Annotated in this window: 18 protein-coding genes; 14 read left to right on the top strand and 4 right to left on the bottom strand. The window is 65.3% G+C overall.

Features of this window, described 5'->3' with window-relative positions; all coding sequences use genetic code 11:
* Window positions 1-93 precede the first annotated feature (93 nt).
* The 4 genes from OE747_RS15155 to OE747_RS15140 all read left to right on the top strand — a co-directional run bounded on the left by OE747_RS15155 (window position 94) and on the right by OE747_RS15140 (window position 3,292).
* Window positions 94-786: a helix-turn-helix transcriptional regulator gene (locus OE747_RS15155; RefSeq protein ID WP_263829413.1), complete on the top strand. Its 693-nt coding sequence runs from the start codon at window positions 94-96 to the stop codon at window positions 784-786.
* Window positions 787-914: 128 nt separating this feature from the next.
* The gene (locus tag OE747_RS15150) at window positions 915-1,583 is read left to right on the top strand and encodes an OmpA family protein (protein ID WP_263829412.1); all 669 of its coding nucleotides are present in this window, start codon (window positions 915-917) and stop codon (window positions 1,581-1,583) included.
* A gap of 210 nt (window positions 1,584-1,793) precedes the next feature.
* A complete protein-coding gene (locus OE747_RS15145; RefSeq protein WP_263829411.1) occupies window positions 1,794-2,336 on the top strand; it encodes an NADPH-dependent FMN reductase in 543 nt (180 codons plus the stop codon).
* A gap of 80 nt (window positions 2,337-2,416) precedes the next feature.
* The gene (locus tag OE747_RS15140) at window positions 2,417-3,292 is read left to right on the top strand and encodes a TauD/TfdA dioxygenase family protein (protein WP_263829410.1); all 876 of its coding nucleotides are present in this window, start codon (window positions 2,417-2,419) and stop codon (window positions 3,290-3,292) included.
* Here the strand turns inward: OE747_RS15140 and OE747_RS15135 are convergent.
* On the bottom strand, window positions 3,266-4,489 hold the full coding sequence (locus OE747_RS15135; RefSeq protein ID WP_263829409.1) for a hypothetical protein: 1,224 nt from the start codon (window positions 4,487-4,489) through the stop codon (window positions 3,266-3,268). The two genes, OE747_RS15140 and OE747_RS15135, sit on opposite strands and share 27 nt — an antisense overlap.
* Window positions 4,490-4,637: 148 nt before the next feature.
* Between OE747_RS15135 and OE747_RS15130 the strand changes: the two genes are divergently transcribed.
* The 5 genes from OE747_RS15130 (at window position 4,638) to OE747_RS15110 (ending at window position 7,083) form a co-directional block, all read left to right on the top strand.
* Window positions 4,638-4,982 (top strand): YbaB/EbfC family nucleoid-associated protein, encoded by a 345-nt coding sequence (locus OE747_RS15130; protein ID WP_164131638.1) that lies wholly within the window; start codon window positions 4,638-4,640, stop codon window positions 4,980-4,982.
* Between the two features lie 76 nt (window positions 4,983-5,058).
* On the top strand, window positions 5,059-5,655 hold the full coding sequence (gene recR / locus OE747_RS15125) for a recombination mediator RecR (protein ID WP_263829408.1): 597 nt from the start codon (window positions 5,059-5,061) through the stop codon (window positions 5,653-5,655).
* 60 nt (window positions 5,656-5,715) lie between these two features.
* Complete coding sequence (locus OE747_RS15120; RefSeq protein WP_263829407.1) at window positions 5,716-6,411, top strand: substrate-binding domain-containing protein; 696 nt, start codon at window positions 5,716-5,718, stop codon at window positions 6,409-6,411.
* Window positions 6,412-6,594: 183 nt separating this feature from the next.
* The gene (locus OE747_RS15115; protein ID WP_263829406.1) at window positions 6,595-6,819 is read left to right on the top strand and encodes a hypothetical protein; all 225 of its coding nucleotides are present in this window, start codon (window positions 6,595-6,597) and stop codon (window positions 6,817-6,819) included.
* Window positions 6,820-6,912: 93 nt separating this feature from the next.
* A complete protein-coding gene (locus OE747_RS15110) occupies window positions 6,913-7,083 on the top strand; it encodes a hypothetical protein (protein WP_263829405.1) in 171 nt (56 codons plus the stop codon).
* A 7-nt stretch (window positions 7,084-7,090) separates the two neighbouring features.
* Here the strand turns inward: OE747_RS15110 and OE747_RS15105 are convergent, their stop codons facing one another.
* On the bottom strand, window positions 7,091-7,720 hold the full coding sequence (locus OE747_RS15105) for a ribonuclease T2 (protein ID WP_263829404.1): 630 nt from the start codon (window positions 7,718-7,720) through the stop codon (window positions 7,091-7,093).
* Window positions 7,721-7,848: 128 nt separating this feature from the next.
* Here OE747_RS15105 and OE747_RS15100 point away from each other — a divergent pair, with 128 nt between their 5' ends.
* Together OE747_RS15100 and OE747_RS15095 are read left to right on the top strand one after the other, a co-directional pair.
* Complete coding sequence (locus OE747_RS15100; RefSeq protein WP_263829403.1) at window positions 7,849-8,625, top strand: DUF1013 domain-containing protein; 777 nt, start codon at window positions 7,849-7,851, stop codon at window positions 8,623-8,625.
* A 48-nt stretch (window positions 8,626-8,673) separates the two neighbouring features.
* Entirely contained in the window at window positions 8,674-9,066 is a 393-nt protein-coding gene (locus OE747_RS15095) for a hypothetical protein (RefSeq protein WP_263829402.1), read from the top strand.
* Window positions 9,067-9,072: 6 nt separating this feature from the next.
* Here OE747_RS15095 and OE747_RS15090 read toward each other — a convergent pair whose 3' ends face one another.
* Both OE747_RS15090 and OE747_RS15085 read right to left on the bottom strand, forming a co-directional pair.
* Entirely contained in the window at window positions 9,073-10,095 is a 1,023-nt protein-coding gene (locus OE747_RS15090) for a permease (RefSeq protein ID WP_404818325.1), read from the bottom strand.
* Between the two features lies 1 nt (window position 10,096).
* On the bottom strand, window positions 10,097-10,414 hold the full coding sequence (locus OE747_RS15085; protein WP_263829400.1) for an ArsR/SmtB family transcription factor: 318 nt from the start codon (window positions 10,412-10,414) through the stop codon (window positions 10,097-10,099).
* Between the two features lie 181 nt (window positions 10,415-10,595).
* On the opposite strand from OE747_RS15085, the gene pdxR reads away from it, so the two are divergent.
* From pdxR to pta, 3 genes are all read left to right on the top strand, one after another.
* The gene (pdxR, locus tag OE747_RS15080) at window positions 10,596-12,074 is read left to right on the top strand and encodes a MocR-like pyridoxine biosynthesis transcription factor PdxR (protein ID WP_263829399.1); all 1,479 of its coding nucleotides are present in this window, start codon (window positions 10,596-10,598) and stop codon (window positions 12,072-12,074) included.
* A gap of 114 nt (window positions 12,075-12,188) precedes the next feature.
* Window positions 12,189-13,964: a sulfoacetaldehyde acetyltransferase gene (gene xsc / locus OE747_RS15075; RefSeq protein WP_263829398.1), complete on the top strand. Its 1,776-nt coding sequence runs from the start codon at window positions 12,189-12,191 to the stop codon at window positions 13,962-13,964.
* A gap of 20 nt (window positions 13,965-13,984) precedes the next feature.
* Entirely contained in the window at window positions 13,985-14,998 is a 1,014-nt protein-coding gene (pta, locus tag OE747_RS15070) for a phosphate acetyltransferase (RefSeq protein WP_263829397.1), read from the top strand.
* Window positions 14,999-15,041: the final 43 nt, after the last annotated feature.

The raw sequence follows: 15,041 nt of genomic DNA, 5'->3' as shown, positions 1-15,041 counted from the left end.
GCTGCCGATATGCACGCCATCAGACCGCAACCCTGCTGACACCCCGTTGTCAGGGGGCTGTGCTAAGGTGTCAGCAGTGTTTCAGAGGATCCCATGCGCCGCTCCACCCGACTGTTCGAAATCATCCAGATCGTGCGCGCCGCCACCGCGCCCATCACCGCCGAGGATCTGGCCGCGCGGCTCGAAGTCTCGGCCCGCACCGTCTATCGCGACATCGCCGCACTTCAGGCCATGCGCACCCCGATCGAGGGTGCGGCGGGCCTGGGTTACGTCATGCGCGGCGGCTATGACCTGCCACCGCTCAACTTCGATCAGGAAGAGGTCGAGGCGCTGCGCGTCGGCCTCTCGATGCTGGCGCGCACCGGCGACAGCGCCCTGCAACAGGCCGCCCAACGGGTCTGCGCCAAGATCGACGCGCTGCACGATCCGGCCGACTGGCTGCGGGTGGCGCCCTGGGGCGCGCCCGCCGACGACCCCAGGCAAGGTTGCACCCCCATCGCACTGTTGCGCAGCGCGGTGCGCGAGGCGCGCAAGCTCAGGATCGAGTATCGCAGCGGCGACGGCAGCCGCACGCTGCGCGTGCTGCGCCCGGTCGGGCTGATCTATCACCTCGACTGCACCATGCTGGCGGGTTGGTGCGAATTGCGGCAAGGCTTTCGCCATTTCCGCACCGACCGGATCTGGGCCTGCGACCTGCTGCCCGACAGCTTTGCCCCGCAAGCGGCAGCCCTGCACCAGCTCTGGCAGGATCAAAGCCGCTGGGACGAGGCCGCCACACAGAATTGACCGCCGGATGGGCGGGGAATCGCCGATTTCACCGCTTTGTCGCTTGTTCGGACCAACACTGGCGGTGATATACTGGAACAAAGCAACAAGTGCCGCGTTAAGTGAGCGCAGGAGCAGAAGGTGAATCCATGACTTCGAACAAACATTTCCTTGCGGCCGGGCTGGTGGCCGTTCTGACACTGGGCGCCTGTACCGACCCGGCTTCGCTCAGCACCAATGCCGACCCGAACAAGAACACCAAGACCGGTGCCATCGCGGGCGCCATCCTAGGCGCCGGTGTCGGCGCCATCGCCAACGATTCCAACCCCGCTCTGGGCGCGCTCGCAGGTGCCGCCATCGGCGCCGCCGGCGGCGGGCTGATCGGCAAACAACTCGACCAACAGGCGGCCGAACTGCGCCAGGAACTGGCCAATGACGGTATCTCGATCATCAACACCGGCGATCGGCTGATCGTGACCGTCCCGAACGACATCACCTTCGACACAGACAGCTATACCGTACGCCCGGCGCTGCAATCCGACCTGCGCAAGGTCGCGGCCCATCTCGTGCGCTATCCCAAGTCGAACGTGCAGGTGATCGGCCATACCGACAGCGACGGCGATGCCGCCTACAACCAGGGCCTGTCCGAACGCCGCGCCAACGCGGTGGCCGACATCCTGCAATCGGGCGGGGTGACCTATGACCGGATCTCGACCATCGGCATGGGTGAAAACAATCCGATCGCCTCAAACCTGACGGCCGAAGGCAAGGCCCGGAACCGCCGGGTCGAGATCGTCATCGTGCCCAAGAACCGCTGAACCAGCGGCACTCTCACCGTCGCAGCGCGACACCAAATCCTCGCAGAGGATTTGTCTACAGACTTTTTTCAAAAGTCTGAGTCGCGCTGCGTGGCATCGACACGCCCCCTCCCATTGTCGCGCATTTTCACACAGGGATTGCGCGACGGCAGGGGTTTGGCGCCCGGGCATCGCGGGCTAGGTTGAACCCAACACGTTGAGGAGACCGACATGACCGATCTTACCTTGTTGGGTATCAGCGGCTCGCTGCGTCGCGAGGCCACCAACCGCAAACTGATGCACGAGGCCGCGCGGCTTTTCGCGCCCGCCCGATTCATCGTGGCCGACCTCAATCTGCCGCTTTATGACGGCGACAACGAACAGGCAGAGGGCATCCCCGCATCGGTCCAGGCGCTCGCCGACCAGATCGCCGCCGCAGATGCCGTGGTGATCTCGACGCCGGAATACAACAAGGGGCCGTCCGGCGTGCTCAAGAACGCGCTCGACTGGATCAGCCGCACCAAGGGCAGCCCCTGGGCCGACAAGCCGGTGGCGGTGATGTCGGCGGCGGGTGGCCGGGCCGGTGGCGAGCGCGCGCAGGCCACGCTGCGCGGCTTCCTCGTGCCGTTCCAGCCCCGACTACTGTCCGGCCCGGGGGTGCATCTGGCCGACAGTTCCAACCAGTTCGACGACCAGGGTCACCTGATCAGCGATCAATATACCGCCACCCTGCAACGGCTGATGGACAAGCTGCGCATCGAAGCGCAACGCTAAACCGCAAATGTGTCGCAAACCGGCAAGCGCGGCGGGCAAAGCCGCGCCAGCCTGACCCTGTCAGGTAACAGGAGACCGGAATGCACACCAGCGCGCTTCATCCGAAATTCGGTCGCATCGTTCATGATGTCGACCTGCGTGAGGTAACCTCCGACCATCTCTACCTCGAAATCCGGGCGCTGTTCGAAACCCATTCGGCGCTGCTGTTTCCCGCGCAGACGATCACGGATGCCGACCACACCCGGCTTGGGGAATTGTTCGGCCCGTTGGAAAACCGCGATGCGATGGCCGCCGGGCGCGATGTGGAATTCCAGGTTTCGGAGCTCAGCAACCAGACCAGGAACGGGCTGCGGGCACAGGACGACCTGCATATGCTGAACCTGCAATCCAACATGCTCTGGCATACCGACAGCACCTTCCTGCCCACCCCGGCGCTGATCAACATCCTGACCGCGCTGGTGGTGCCGCCCTCGGGCGGCGAGACCGAGATCGCCTCGACCCGCGTCGCCTGGGCCGAGATGCCGCCGCATCTGCGCGACCGGCTCCAACATGCGGTGATCTGGCACCGGCTGTCGCACAGCCGCGCGAAGCTTTCGGCCGAACTCGCCCGCCTGCCGACAATGACCCGCTGGCCCGACCGGCCCTGGCGCGCGATCTGGCCCAACCCGGTCACCGGCGAGGAGGCGCTCTTCATCGCCTCGCATGCCTTTGCCATCGAGGGGCTCGGCCATGCCGAAAGTCAGGAGATCCTGGAAGAGGCGATCGCCTTCTGCACCCGGCCCGAATACGTCTATACCCACCGCTGGCAGGTGGGTGACGTGCTGATCTGGGACGAACGCGCCACCCTGCACCGGGGCCGCCCCTGGGATTACGACCACGAGCGCACCCTGCGCTCGATCTGCTGTTCGGTGACCGAGGCCGATGGGCTGTCAGCCGTCCGGGTGCTGCACGCCTGAAGCGGCGGGGGCCTGCGCCTTGATCCACCGATCGAACCGCCACATGCCCCAGGCGATCGGGATCAGAGCCAGACCGCCGATGACATAGGCCAGCGGTTCGTCGCCAAAGCTTTCGAACATCTGGGTATAGGCGTGGATCACCCCGAACACGAGCGAGGCGTTGAACAGCCCCCGGTTGCCCCGATGCGCCGACCAGAACAGCAGCGCCACCAGCGCCGCTGCCCACAGCACCGAATAGACGCCCTCGGAAATGAACGGGGCCGTTTCGCGATAGGCGTCGCGCGCCTTGGAATAGGCGTCCCAGGCGCCTTCGCTCCAGACCTCGGGTTCTGCCGGACCCCAGATCGTCTCGCCCACCACATCGCCCCAGAGCGAGCCAACCAGCGCACAAAGATTGGCCACGACAAAGCCCAGCATCGCCAGGATGCGCGCGTGCCGCGCGCTGCGCTCGCCATATCGCCCCGCCACCCAGAGACAGGCCGCCAGCAGCACCGCCATTTGCAGGATCGAAAGCGTCGATTCCGGCGAGTAGAACACATAGGCCGCATGGAAGTAAAAGGTGCCGGTATCCAGCATCTGGGCAAAGGGCACGATGGCCAACGCAGTGATCAGCCGCACGTCCAGCAGCCACCCCCCCGCCGCCAGCAAACCCGCCGTATAGAGATAAAACAGGCTCACGGGCAGGCCCGACACCCCGTTGTAGGCAATCAGGTATCCCAGCCCGCCGACATGCATCGCCAGCCCCATCAGGGCCACCGCCCCGGTGACAAACGGCGCTCGCGCCAGATCACGGACAAAGGCGAACATCGCCCCGGCCATGATCACCCCACCAAGAACACTCAGCATCTGGCCCGCGATCCGCGGATGGTTCGACACCAGCTCGACCGTGCCGCCGCCGCACAGCATACCGGCCCCGATCAGCGCCGCCGCATTGCCGAACATCCGCAAGTCCCCGCCGCCACGCGCCAGAATGCCAAACCCGCCCGCCAGCAACAAAAGCCCCACCACCGCCACCGCCAGCGGATCCTGCAACCACAGGACCAGCCCGCCCGTCGCCGACAGGATACCCAGGCACAGGACCGTGTTGATGCCCAGTGTCACCATCGCCTGCCGCGACCGCGCCTCGATCTCGCGCGCGGCCTCGGGCGCGATCACCCCGTCGTCAACCAGCTTGTCCGTATCTGCAACCGCGAACATGGCCATCCTCCTCCGCGATCCGGTTGCACGTCAGCCTATCATCGAACGCGGCCAAAGACAGCCGATTGCGCATCCGCGCCCGGATAGGCTTGTGCCGCAGGACCGCCGCCCGTATCTAGGCTCAAACCTCAATTGCGGGAGACACCCAATGTTCAAAGGACTCGGCGGTCTTGGCGACATGGCCAAGATGATGAAATCGGCGCAGGAATTGCAGACCAAGATGGCTCAGATGCAGGAAGATCTGAACACTGTCCTGGTGACCGGCGAATCCGGCGCCGGCCTGGTCAAGGCCACCGCCACCGCCAAGGGCGAGCTCAAGGGGCTGAACATCGACCCCTCGATCTTCAACGGCGACGACAAGGAAGTGGTCGAGGATCTGATCCTCGCCGCCATCAAGGACGCCCAGGCCAAAGCGGCCGAAAAGGCGCAAGAGGAAATGGCCCGCCTGACCGAAAGCATGGGCCTGCCCAAGGACATCAAGCTGCCGTTCTGACGACGGCAGCCGTTTCCTTTGCCGTGAAGCCGGTGCATCATCGTGGCAAAGCAGGCAGCGAGCAGGACCCAGAACCATGGCCGGATCGACCAAGGATATCGACGCGCTGATCGAGTTGATGGCGCGTCTGCCGGGGCTGGGGCCACGCTCGGCCCGGCGCGCGGTGCTGCACCTGATCCGCAAGCGCGCGCTGCTCCTGACCCCGCTGGCCGAGCTGATGACACGGGTCGCCGCCACCGCGCGCGAATGCCTCAATTGCGGCAATATCGGCACCTCGGATGTCTGCGACATCTGCACCGACGAGCGCCGCGCCACCGGCGAGCTCTGCGTGGTCGAGGATGTGGCCGATCTCTGGGCGATGGAACGCTCGGGCGTGTTCAAGGGCCGCTATCACGTGCTGGGCGGCACCCTGTCGGCGTTGGACGGCGTCGGTCCCGAGGAACTGCGCATTCCCCGCCTGGCCGACCGCATCACCACCGAGGCGATCACCGAGGTGATCCTGGCCCTCAACGCCACCATCGACGGCCAGACCACCGCCCATTACATCGCCGATCAGTTGGGCGGCCGCGTCCGGCTGACCTCGCTGGCACAGGGTGTGCCCATTGGCGGCGAGCTCGACTATCTCGACGACGGCACCATCTCGGCCGCGATGCGCGCCCGCAAGGATCTCTAGCCCGGCTTCCCAAAGGCCGGTACTCTGCCCCAAAGGGCGGGTCACCACGAGGGCCGGGACATGACAACAGCGGATTTGCACATTTTCGTGCCGACGGCGATCCGGGGCATCATGGCGCGCCTTGGCCCCCGTCTCGACGCGGCAGCGGGCCGACCGGTGACACAGATCATCGACCTCAACCCCCGGATACCCCAACGCATCGCCGCTGGCGAAGCCTTCGACATCGGGCTGACCAATCCCGAATACGTCCCCGCCCTGATCGCCAGCCGCCATGTCGACGCTACCACGCACCGGCCCTTTGGCCGGGTGCCGCTTGCGGTCGGCTGCCGGTCGGGCGCCAAGGCAGAGCCTCTCCGGGACGCGCTCGAGATCGCCGATCTTTTCCGGCGGGCGGACAGCATCGCCTATACCGGCGCGGGCACCAGCGGCCGCATCTTCTTGGATGCGGTCGCGCGGCTGGGGCTGTCGGACACCCTACGCCCGAAAAGCCGCCCGATGGGCGGCGGCGAACCGGTCGCTTCGGTCGCGGCAGGGGACACCGAACTGGCCGTGGCACCACTGTCGACGATTCTGTCGACCCCCGGCATCGCCCCCGCTGCGGTCTTTCCCCGCGACTTCGGCACCGACATCGACATGTCGATCTTCCTCAGCGCCTCACCCGGCCGCGGTGCCACCGCCGTTCTCGACCTGCTCACCTCCAGCGCACTGGATGACGAACTCGCAGCGGCGGGCGCCATGCGCTTCGGCTTTGCCTGACCGCGCCAGTCGACCCTTGGCCTGCCGGGTTACTCCCCGGCGCCGAACCGATGGTCATATCATGAGATACGCGCCCAATCCTGCCCTAGGAAATCGGTAACGCCCGGCGGGGTTTTCCTTTTGTCCCACCCGCTTTGCGGCTAGGTAAGGATAAAGCCTCATTCACCGCCCGGAGATGTCCCGATGATGCGCATTCTTGCCCTTGCCCTCGCCGCCACAACCGCCACCGCCGCTTGGTCGCAAGAGCTGATCGACAAGGGGTTCGTGCATGGCTGGAACCTGATGGTGGACCCCGCCCTTGGCAACGGCTGCCTGATCCAGACCGTCTATCAGGATCTCTCGATTGTCCGCCTCGGCTATGACGCCTCGGGCAATCGCGGCTATTTCACCGTCTACAACAAGGCCTAGGGCGAGATCGAAGACGGCAAAAGCTACCCCGTCACCTTCGACCTGGACGGGGAGAAGTTCGAAGCCACCGCGATTGGCGCGAAACAGGGCAAGGTGCGCGGCGCGACCGTGTTCTTCACCGACCGCGAATTCGTGCACGCCATCGCCCAGCGCAAGGTGATGACCGTCTATGGTGTAAGCGGTCAGCAGGTCATGGCAATCGACCTCAAGGGAACCGCCAAGGCGCTGGAATACGCCCGCACCTGCCAAAAGGAACAGGGCTGACCCGCTCTCAGCGAATCGCGTACAGCAGCGCGTCTTCAGTGCGGCAGTCGCGCACCACGTCGCGGCCGCACGGAACCGGTTTCAGGCTGTTTGACAGGCAGATGCGCACCTCGGCGATGTAGCGTCCGCTGCAGGTCACCGTCAGCATGTCGCGTTCCAGGTTCGGATTGGCCTTCAGGAACGCCTCTTCCACCACCCGCGCGGGCAGTTGCACCGTGCGGTCCAGCCGCCGGAACACCTCGGGCCGGACCACGCTGTCATAGGCCTCACGCGACAGGTCGAAATAGTTCTGCGCGCTCAGCCCCGTACAGGTGCCGTGTTTCTTCCACTGATGCCAGGCAAGGCCCGAACTGCCCTGAATATCGGCCATTTCCGCCGTCATCTGGCGCGAGGGCGGCGCCTCGGCCGTGCGGCAATAAGAAGGCCAGCCATACTGATACTGCGGCCAAAGGCCATGCAGGATCCAGCCATGGTCATGACGCGGGCTGCACTGGTCCTCGCCGCGCGCATCGCCCGTGGTCTCGCACCAGTTCGGCGACCAGCTGAGCGACAGCACGTAATAGTCGAACTGGCCCGCTTTCTCGCCATCGGCGAATGCCGAAACCGCGCTTAGAACCCAGAGAATCAGCCAGCGCATTCGCTCTTTCCTTATCTGCCCAGCCCGACTATATACAGCCGGAGTTCCCCGACAACGGAAACCGCCCCAAGACCCCGGGGCAGCCGAATTCCGGCGACGGGAGAGATGTATTCGCAAGGAGACAAGCCATGGCAAAACCTTTGATGGCCAAGGCGACCGCCGTCTGGCTGGTTGACAACACGACGATCAGTTTCAAGCAGATCGCCGACTTCGTCGGCATGCACGAACTGGAGATCCAGGGCATCGCCGATGGCGATGTGGCCGCAGGCGTCAAGGGCTTCGACCCGATCGCCAACAACCAGCTGACCCAGGAAGAGATCGACAAGGCGCAGAACAACCCGCTGCACAAGCTCAAGCTCAAGTTCAACCCCGCTGCCTCGGGCGAGGAAAAGCGTCGCGGCCCGCGCTACACCCCGCTGTCGAAACGCCAGGACCGCCCGAACGCGATCCTGTGGCTGGTCAAGTTCCACCCGGAACTGTCGGACGGCCAGATCGCCAAACTTGTGGGCACCACCAAGCCGACGATCCAGTCGATCCGCGAGCGCACCCACTGGAACATCTCCAACATGCAGCCCATCGACCCGGTGGCGCTGGGCCTCTGCCGCCAGTCCGAACTGGACTCGGTGGTGCAAAAGGCCGCCGCCAAGAAAGCCGCCGAAGGCGGCGTGATGAGCGACGACGAACGCCGCAAGCTGGTTTCGACCGAACAGTCGCTGGGCATGGACACCGGCCCCCGCATCCCGACCGCCATCGAAGGGCTGGAGAATTTCTCGCTCTCCGAGCCGATCGACACCAGCGATGACGACGATGACGATCACGGCCCCATCGTGGATGCCGACAGCTTCTTCAACCTGCCCAAGGGCGGCGATCACGACGACGAAGACGAAGACGATCCGCGCCGCTGACCCGACACGCCCCGGCCAACTGGCCGGGGTTCTTACTTGCAAGATCCCATGCTAGACATCCTGTCCAAACTGATCGGACCGCACCGCGCGGTCTCGGTCTATGCCTTCTTCCAGACCCGTGGCGCCTTCCTGGCGGCGGCGGCTCTCATCGTGGCAATCCTGCTCACGCTGTTCTTCTTCGGCCGCGGCGAGGAAGACCACGAGCACGAGGCCTTCCTGACCCTCGACGTGCTCTCGGCGGTGGCTGTCAACGGTGACCTCAACAAGGGCGCCGTGGTCTCGGTCCGGCTGCCCAATGGGCATGCCATCTCGATCTCCACCACCGACGGGCCGATTGCCAACGCGATCACCACCACAGCCTGTGTCGAAAAACGGGTCTACGTGACCAGCCGCGAGGCGCGGTACCGGCTGAAACTGCCCCAGCATTGCGCGGGGCAGTAACCGGGCTCAGATCATCTGGAACAGAACACCGGCGATCACCGCGCCGGTGATCCCCAGCCCCAGATACAGCGCAAAGACCCTTGGCTTGACCAGCGACCAGACCGCCGCCATCGCCGGTACCGAACTGACCGCGCCCGCCACCATGAACGCCATCGCAGCACCCGCCGTCATCCCCTGCTCGGTCAGCCCCGCCAACAGCGGCGGCGCCACGTAAGAGTTCAGATAGGCCGGCATGCCCACCAGCGCCGCAATGACGATCGGCAACAGCCCCTCGCCACCGACCAGCCCGGCGATCACCTCTGCCGGGACGTATTCGACCAACAGCGCCTCGATCACATAAGCCAGCGCCAGCCATTTCAGCAGGAACAGCGCGTTGCTCAGAAACTCCTCGCGAAACACCGCGATACGGTCCGCCTCGGTCCAGAACCGCCACACCGGCGCAACCGGTTTCGGCGCCCCGCAGCCGCAGCAGCCCGCGCGCTTGTAAAACCGCAGCGGATCGGCCAGCGCACCGCCCCGCGACAGCGCCCGCACCACGAACCCGCCAAACAAGCCCAGCCCCACCGCCGCCACCGCCTTGCCGATGGCAAAGGGCCAGCCCAGCGCCCCCGCCGTGATCAACAGCGTCGGCGGATCAATCAGCGGCGAGCTCAGCCAGAAGGCCATGACCGCCGACAAGGGCGCGCCCAGCGCCAGCAGCCCGGCGATGAACGGGATCACCTCGCAGGAACAGAACGGCGCCAGCCCGCCAAACAGCGCCGCCAGCACGATCATCCGCGTCTCGCGCCCCTCAAAGGCGCGCGCCACCAGCACCTCGGCCCCTGTCGCCTTGAGATAGGCCAGGAGCAGTACCGCAAACAGGATGTATTGCGCGGTATGCCCCAGCGCCCGCACCGCAAACACCGACACGGTACTCAGGTTCTGCGGATCCAGCACCGCAACCGCCACCAGCAACGCCGCGCTCAGCGCCCAGGGGGTCTTCAACGCAGCCCGGACGCGGCGCAGCGGCTGGGTCGTGGGATGGGCCATCTCAGCCATGTTCCGTCTCCTTCTCCGATACAACTCCCTGATCGACACAGCATTCGGCCAGGATGAAACGTGCCAGCGCATCCAGACGTTCGTACGAGGCGCGGTTTATGGTCGTCCGCCCTATACGCTCCTGCTCGATCACGCCGCCTGCGGTCAGCGCCTTCAGGTGATGCGCCAGGGTCGAGGCCGGAATCCCCGTCCGCGCCTGAATATCTCCCACCGAGAGGCCCGGTCGCCCGGCCCGGATCAGCACGCGCAGCACCTTCAGCCGCGCCTCCGACCCCATGGCGTTAAATCCCTCGGCCGCCGTTTTCCACATCGTCGCCACCTCATTAAACTACAAAACTAGTTATATAGAATCGTTGAGCCGCGCAAGTCCTTTCTTCCGGTCCGGCATAAGGCCAGTTGGATGTCAATCCTGACGCCAACAGGGGAAAATGCTTGCCATGTCGCGATAAGTCCAAATTGTACCTGGCATAAGTCCAATATAGGCTGATGCCATGGCCATACCCGTCGAAACCTTCTTTCTCAAGCAGGGCGCACAGGGCACCTTGCAGGCGCAGATCCAGCAGATGATCGCCGAGGGCATCCTGTCGGGCCGCTTCCACATGGGAGAAAAACTGCCCTCGTCGCGGCGGCTGGCCACCCATCTGGGCGTCAGCCGGATCACGGTGACGCTGGCCTATACCGAGCTTCTGGCAAACGATTATCTCACCTCCCGCGGGCGCTCGGGCTATTTCGTGTCCGAAAACGCCCCGATCCCGCCCAGCTATGCACCGCCGCAACGCGATCAGGAAACCGTCGACTGGAACCGGGCCATCGCGCGCAAGTTCACCGGCGGCGACACGCTCCAGAAACCGGCGGACTGGCGCAGCTACCGCTATCCGTTCATCTATGGTCAGGCCGATCCGACCCTGTTCGATCACGCCAACTGGCGGCTCTGCGCCGTGCGCGCGCTGGGGCAAAAGGATTTCGCCTCGCTCACCGCCGATTACGTGGACCAGGACGATCCGCTGCTGATCGAGTTCATCGCCCGCCACACCCTGCCCCGGCGCGGCATCTCGGCCCGGCCCGAAGAGATCCTGATCACGCTCGGCGCCCAGAATGCGCTCTGGCTGGCGGCGCGGGTGTTGCTGAACCGGCGACGCAAGGCCGCAATCGAGGATCCGTGTTACTATGCCCTGCGCGAATTGCTGATCCAGTCGCGATGCAATCTGGTTCCGATCCGGGTCGATCTCGACGGCCTCCCGCCCGAGGAGATCCCCGAAGATACCGACGTGATCTTTACCACACCCAGCCATCAGAGCCCGACCACCGCCACCATGCCGGTGTCGCGTCGGCACCGGCTGCTGGAACGCGCCCGCGAAATCGACGCGATGATCGTCGAGGACGATTACGAGTTTGAACTGGCCTTTCTGGGGTCACCCTCGCCCGCGCTGAAATCTTTCGACAGCGACGGGCGGGTCATCTATGTCGGCAGTTTCTCGAAATCGCTCTTTCCGGGTCTGCGGCTGGGCTACATGGTGGGATCTGAGCCGTTCATCCGCGAGGCGCGCGCGCTGCGCTCACTGGTGCTGCGCCATCCGCCGGGCCATATCCAGCGCACCGCCGCCTATTTCCTGTCGCTTGGCCATTACGACACCCAGATCCGGCGCATGTCATCGGTGCTGCTGCAACGGCGGCGCGAAATCGAGCGCGCCATCGCCGAGCATGGGCTGACCATCGCCGGGCGCGGCGTCTATGGCGGCTCGTCGCTCTGGATGCAGGCGCCCGTCGGGGTGAACTGCGGCGCGCTGGCCATGTCGCTGCGCGGCGAAAGCGTGCATATCGAACCGGGCACCACCTTCTTTTCCGGCTCCGACCGGCCGACGAACTATTACCGGCTCGGCTATTCCTCGATCCAGACGGACCGCATCGCACCGGGCATCGAACGCATCGCCCGGGCCATAGAGCGCCACGCCGGACCAAACTGGCATTAAGCTGACGGCCCTTCTGGCCCTAACGCCCACGTTCCCCTTGCGCCTAAACCTGACTCCAATCCGCCGATGCCCGGAAGGACACTGGCCCCTGTCAATCGCATGGAGTGCGTTCTTATGAAAATGACGACCGAGGAAGCTTTCGTCAAAACCCTTCAGATGCATGGGATCGAGCATGCGTTCGGGATCATCGGGTCGGCCATGATGCCGATCTCCGATATCTTCCCCGCCGCTGGCATCACCTTCTGGGATTGCGCGCACGAGGGTTCGGGCGGCTTCATGGCCGACGGCTACACCCGCGCGACCGGCAAGATGTCGATGATGATCGCCCAGAACGGGCCGGGCATCACCAACTTCGTCACCGCCGTAAAAACCGCCTACTGGAACCACACGCCGCTGCTGCTGGTCACCCCGCAGGCCGCCAACAAGACCATCGGTCAGGGCGGTTTCCAGGAGATGGAACAGATGCGCATGTTCGCCGACTGCGTTGCCTATCAGGAAGAGGTCCGCGACCCCACCCGCGTGGCCGAGGTCCTGAACCGCGTGATCATGAACGCCAAGCGCGCCAGCGCCCCGGCCCAGATCAACATCCCGCGTGACATGTGGACTCAGGTCATCGACATCGCCCTGCCCGCCATCGTCGAGTTCGAGCGCCCCTCGGGCGGCGAACAGGCCGTGGCGCAAGCCGCTGAACTGCTGTCGAACGCCAAGAACCCGGTGATCCTGAACGGCGCGGGCGTGGTCCTGTCCAAGGGCGGCATCGCCGCCTCCAAGGCGCTGGCCGAGCGTCTCGATGCGCCGGTCTGCGTCGGCTACCAGCATAACGACGCCTTCCCCGGCTCGCACCCGCTGTTTGCCGGGCCGCTGGGTTACAACGGCTCCAAGGCGGCGATGGAACTGATCAAGACCGCCGATGTTGTGCTCTGCCTGGGCACCCGTCTGAACCCGTTCTCGACCCTGCCGGGCTATGGCATGGAGTACTGGCCCGCGGATGCCAAGATCATCCAGGTCGACATCAACCCCGACCGTATCGGCCTGACCAAGAAGGTCTCGGTCGGCATCATCGGCGACGCCGCCAAGGTCGCACGTGGCATCCTGGCCCAGCTCAGCGACACCGCCGGCGACGAAGGCCGCGCCGCGCGCAAGGACCGTATCGCCCAGACCAAATCGGCCTGGGCCCAGCAGCTGTCGTCGATGACCCACGAGGACGACGATCCGGGCACCACCTGGAACGAACGCGCCCGCGCCGACAAGCCCGACTGGATGAGCCCCCGCATGGCATGGCGCGCGATCCAGGCCGCGCTCCCGCGCGAGGCGATCATCTCGTCGGACATCGGCAACAACTGCGCCATCGGCAACGCCTATCCCGACTTTGACGAAGGCCGCAAATACCTGGCCCCCGGCCTCTTCGGCCCCTGTGGTTACGGCCTGCCCGCGATTGTCGGCGCCAAGATCGGCCAGCCCGACGTTCCGGTTGTCGGCTTCTCCGGCGACGGCGCCTTTGGCATCGCGGTCAACGAATTGACCGCCATCGGTCGCGGGCAATGGCCCGCCATCACCCATATCGTGTTCCGCAACTATCAGTGGGGCGCGGAGAAGCGCAACTCGACCCTCTGGTTCGACGACAACTTCGTCGGCACCGAACTGGACCAGCAGGTTAGCTATGCCGGCATCGCCAAGGCCTGCGGCCTGCAAGGCGTCGTGGCCCGCACCATGGACGAGCTGACCACCGCCCTGGCCAAGGCCATCGAGGACCAGAAGGCAGGCAAGACCACCCTGATCGAAGCGATGATCAACCAGGAGCTGGGCGAGCCCTTCCGCCGCGACGCCATGAAGAAACCGGTGCGCGTCGCCGGGATCGACAAGGCCGACATGCGGCCGCAGCAGGTCTGAGCGCAACAGGGGCCAGGGTGATGACACAAACACCAATCGAGCTTTTGCTGTCTGAACCCCCGGCCCGGCGCGCCACCGTCGCGCTGAGCGAAGGCAGCGACCCCCGCGTTGTCGCGGGGGCGCTGGCCGCCCGAAAGGCGGGGATTGCCGATGTGATCCTCGTCGGGCAGACCGCCGCGATCCAGACCGAGCTTCAAGCGCAGGGCGCGGCCGAGGGCGATGGTCTGTCGATCCACGATCCCGACACCGCGCCGCTGACCGCCGGGTTTGCGGCGGCCTATCACGATCTCAGGCGACACAAGGGCGTCACCGAGGCCGACGCGCTTGCCGCCGTCCGCACCCCGCTTGTCTATGCCGCCATGCTGGTGCGGGCCGGTCACGCGGCGGGCACGGTCGGCGGCGCGGTTGCCACCACATCCGACGTGGTGCGCACCGCCATTCAGGTGATCGGCGCCGCGCCCGGTGCCGCCATGGTCTCCAGCTTCTTCCTGATGTACCCGCCCGAGAGCGCCACCGCGCATGCCCGCGCGATGCTCTATTCCGACAGCGGGCTGGTGATCGACCCATCGTCCACGGAACTGGCCGCCATCGCCGCCGCCTCTGCCGCCTCGTGCCGGGCGCTGCTGCGGCAGGAGCCGAAGATCGCCATGCTGTCCTTTTCCACCATGGGCAGCGCGCGACACCCCAACGTCACCAAGGTCACCGATGCGCTGGCACGGTTGCGCAGGGATCATCCCGAACTGGACGCCGACGGTGAATTGCAGTTCGATGCCGCCTTTGTGCCCTCGGTGGGCGCGTCCAAGGCGCCCGGCTCGCAGGTGGCCGGGAAGGCCAATGTGATGATCTTCCCCAATCTCGACGCGGGCAACATCGGCTACAAGATCACCCAGCGCCTGGGCGGGTACACCGCCATCGGTCCGGTTCTGCAAGGGCTGGCCAAACCAGCCAACGACCTGTCACGCGGCTGCGTTGCCGATGACGTCACCCAGATGATCGCCGTCACCGTTCTGCAAGCTCTGGCGCAGGCGCAATGAAAGAACAATACCACCCAGAATTGCGGTTTTGCGGAAAAGGGTT

The organism is Ruegeria aquimaris (assembly GCF_025751555.1).
Lineage (GTDB): Bacteria > Pseudomonadota > Alphaproteobacteria > Rhodobacterales > Rhodobacteraceae > Ruegeria_B > Ruegeria_B aquimaris.
Note: the sequence above shows the minus strand (reverse complement) of the source record. Positions and strands in the feature narration are given on the sequence as shown.

Excerpts from the sequence above, each read along its gene's own strand:
- pdxR (WP_263829399.1), top strand. The coding sequence starts at position 10,596 with ATGGCCATACCCGTCGAAACCTTCTTTCTCAAGCAGGGCGCACAGGGC.
- OE747_RS15150 (WP_263829412.1), top strand. The coding sequence starts at position 915 with ATGACTTCGAACAAACATTTCCTTGCGGCCGGGCTGGTGGCCGTTCTG.
- OE747_RS15105 (WP_263829404.1), bottom strand. The coding sequence starts at position 7,720 with ATGCGCTGGCTGATTCTCTGGGTTCTAAGCGCGGTTTCGGCATTCGCC.
- OE747_RS15120 (WP_263829407.1), top strand. The coding sequence starts at position 5,716 with ATGACAACAGCGGATTTGCACATTTTCGTGCCGACGGCGATCCGGGGC.
- OE747_RS15115 (WP_263829406.1), top strand. The coding sequence starts at position 6,595 with ATGATGCGCATTCTTGCCCTTGCCCTCGCCGCCACAACCGCCACCGCC.
- OE747_RS15095 (WP_263829402.1), top strand. The coding sequence starts at position 8,674 with ATGCTAGACATCCTGTCCAAACTGATCGGACCGCACCGCGCGGTCTCG.
- OE747_RS15145 (WP_263829411.1), top strand. The coding sequence starts at position 1,794 with ATGACCGATCTTACCTTGTTGGGTATCAGCGGCTCGCTGCGTCGCGAG.
- OE747_RS15090 (WP_404818325.1), bottom strand. The coding sequence starts at position 10,095 with ATGGCCCATCCCACGACCCAGCCGCTGCGCCGCGTCCGGGCTGCGTTG.
- OE747_RS15130 (WP_164131638.1), top strand. The coding sequence starts at position 4,638 with ATGTTCAAAGGACTCGGCGGTCTTGGCGACATGGCCAAGATGATGAAA.
- recR (WP_263829408.1), top strand. The coding sequence starts at position 5,059 with ATGGCCGGATCGACCAAGGATATCGACGCGCTGATCGAGTTGATGGCG.
- OE747_RS15135 (WP_263829409.1), bottom strand. The coding sequence starts at position 4,489 with ATGTTCGCGGTTGCAGATACGGACAAGCTGGTTGACGACGGGGTGATC.
- OE747_RS15155 (WP_263829413.1), top strand. The coding sequence starts at position 94 with ATGCGCCGCTCCACCCGACTGTTCGAAATCATCCAGATCGTGCGCGCC.
- OE747_RS15085 (WP_263829400.1), bottom strand. The coding sequence starts at position 10,414 with ATGTGGAAAACGGCGGCCGAGGGATTTAACGCCATGGGGTCGGAGGCG.
- OE747_RS15140 (WP_263829410.1), top strand. The coding sequence starts at position 2,417 with ATGCACACCAGCGCGCTTCATCCGAAATTCGGTCGCATCGTTCATGAT.
- xsc (WP_263829398.1), top strand. The coding sequence starts at position 12,189 with ATGAAAATGACGACCGAGGAAGCTTTCGTCAAAACCCTTCAGATGCAT.
- pta (WP_263829397.1), top strand. The coding sequence starts at position 13,985 with ATGACACAAACACCAATCGAGCTTTTGCTGTCTGAACCCCCGGCCCGG.
- OE747_RS15100 (WP_263829403.1), top strand. The coding sequence starts at position 7,849 with ATGGCAAAACCTTTGATGGCCAAGGCGACCGCCGTCTGGCTGGTTGAC.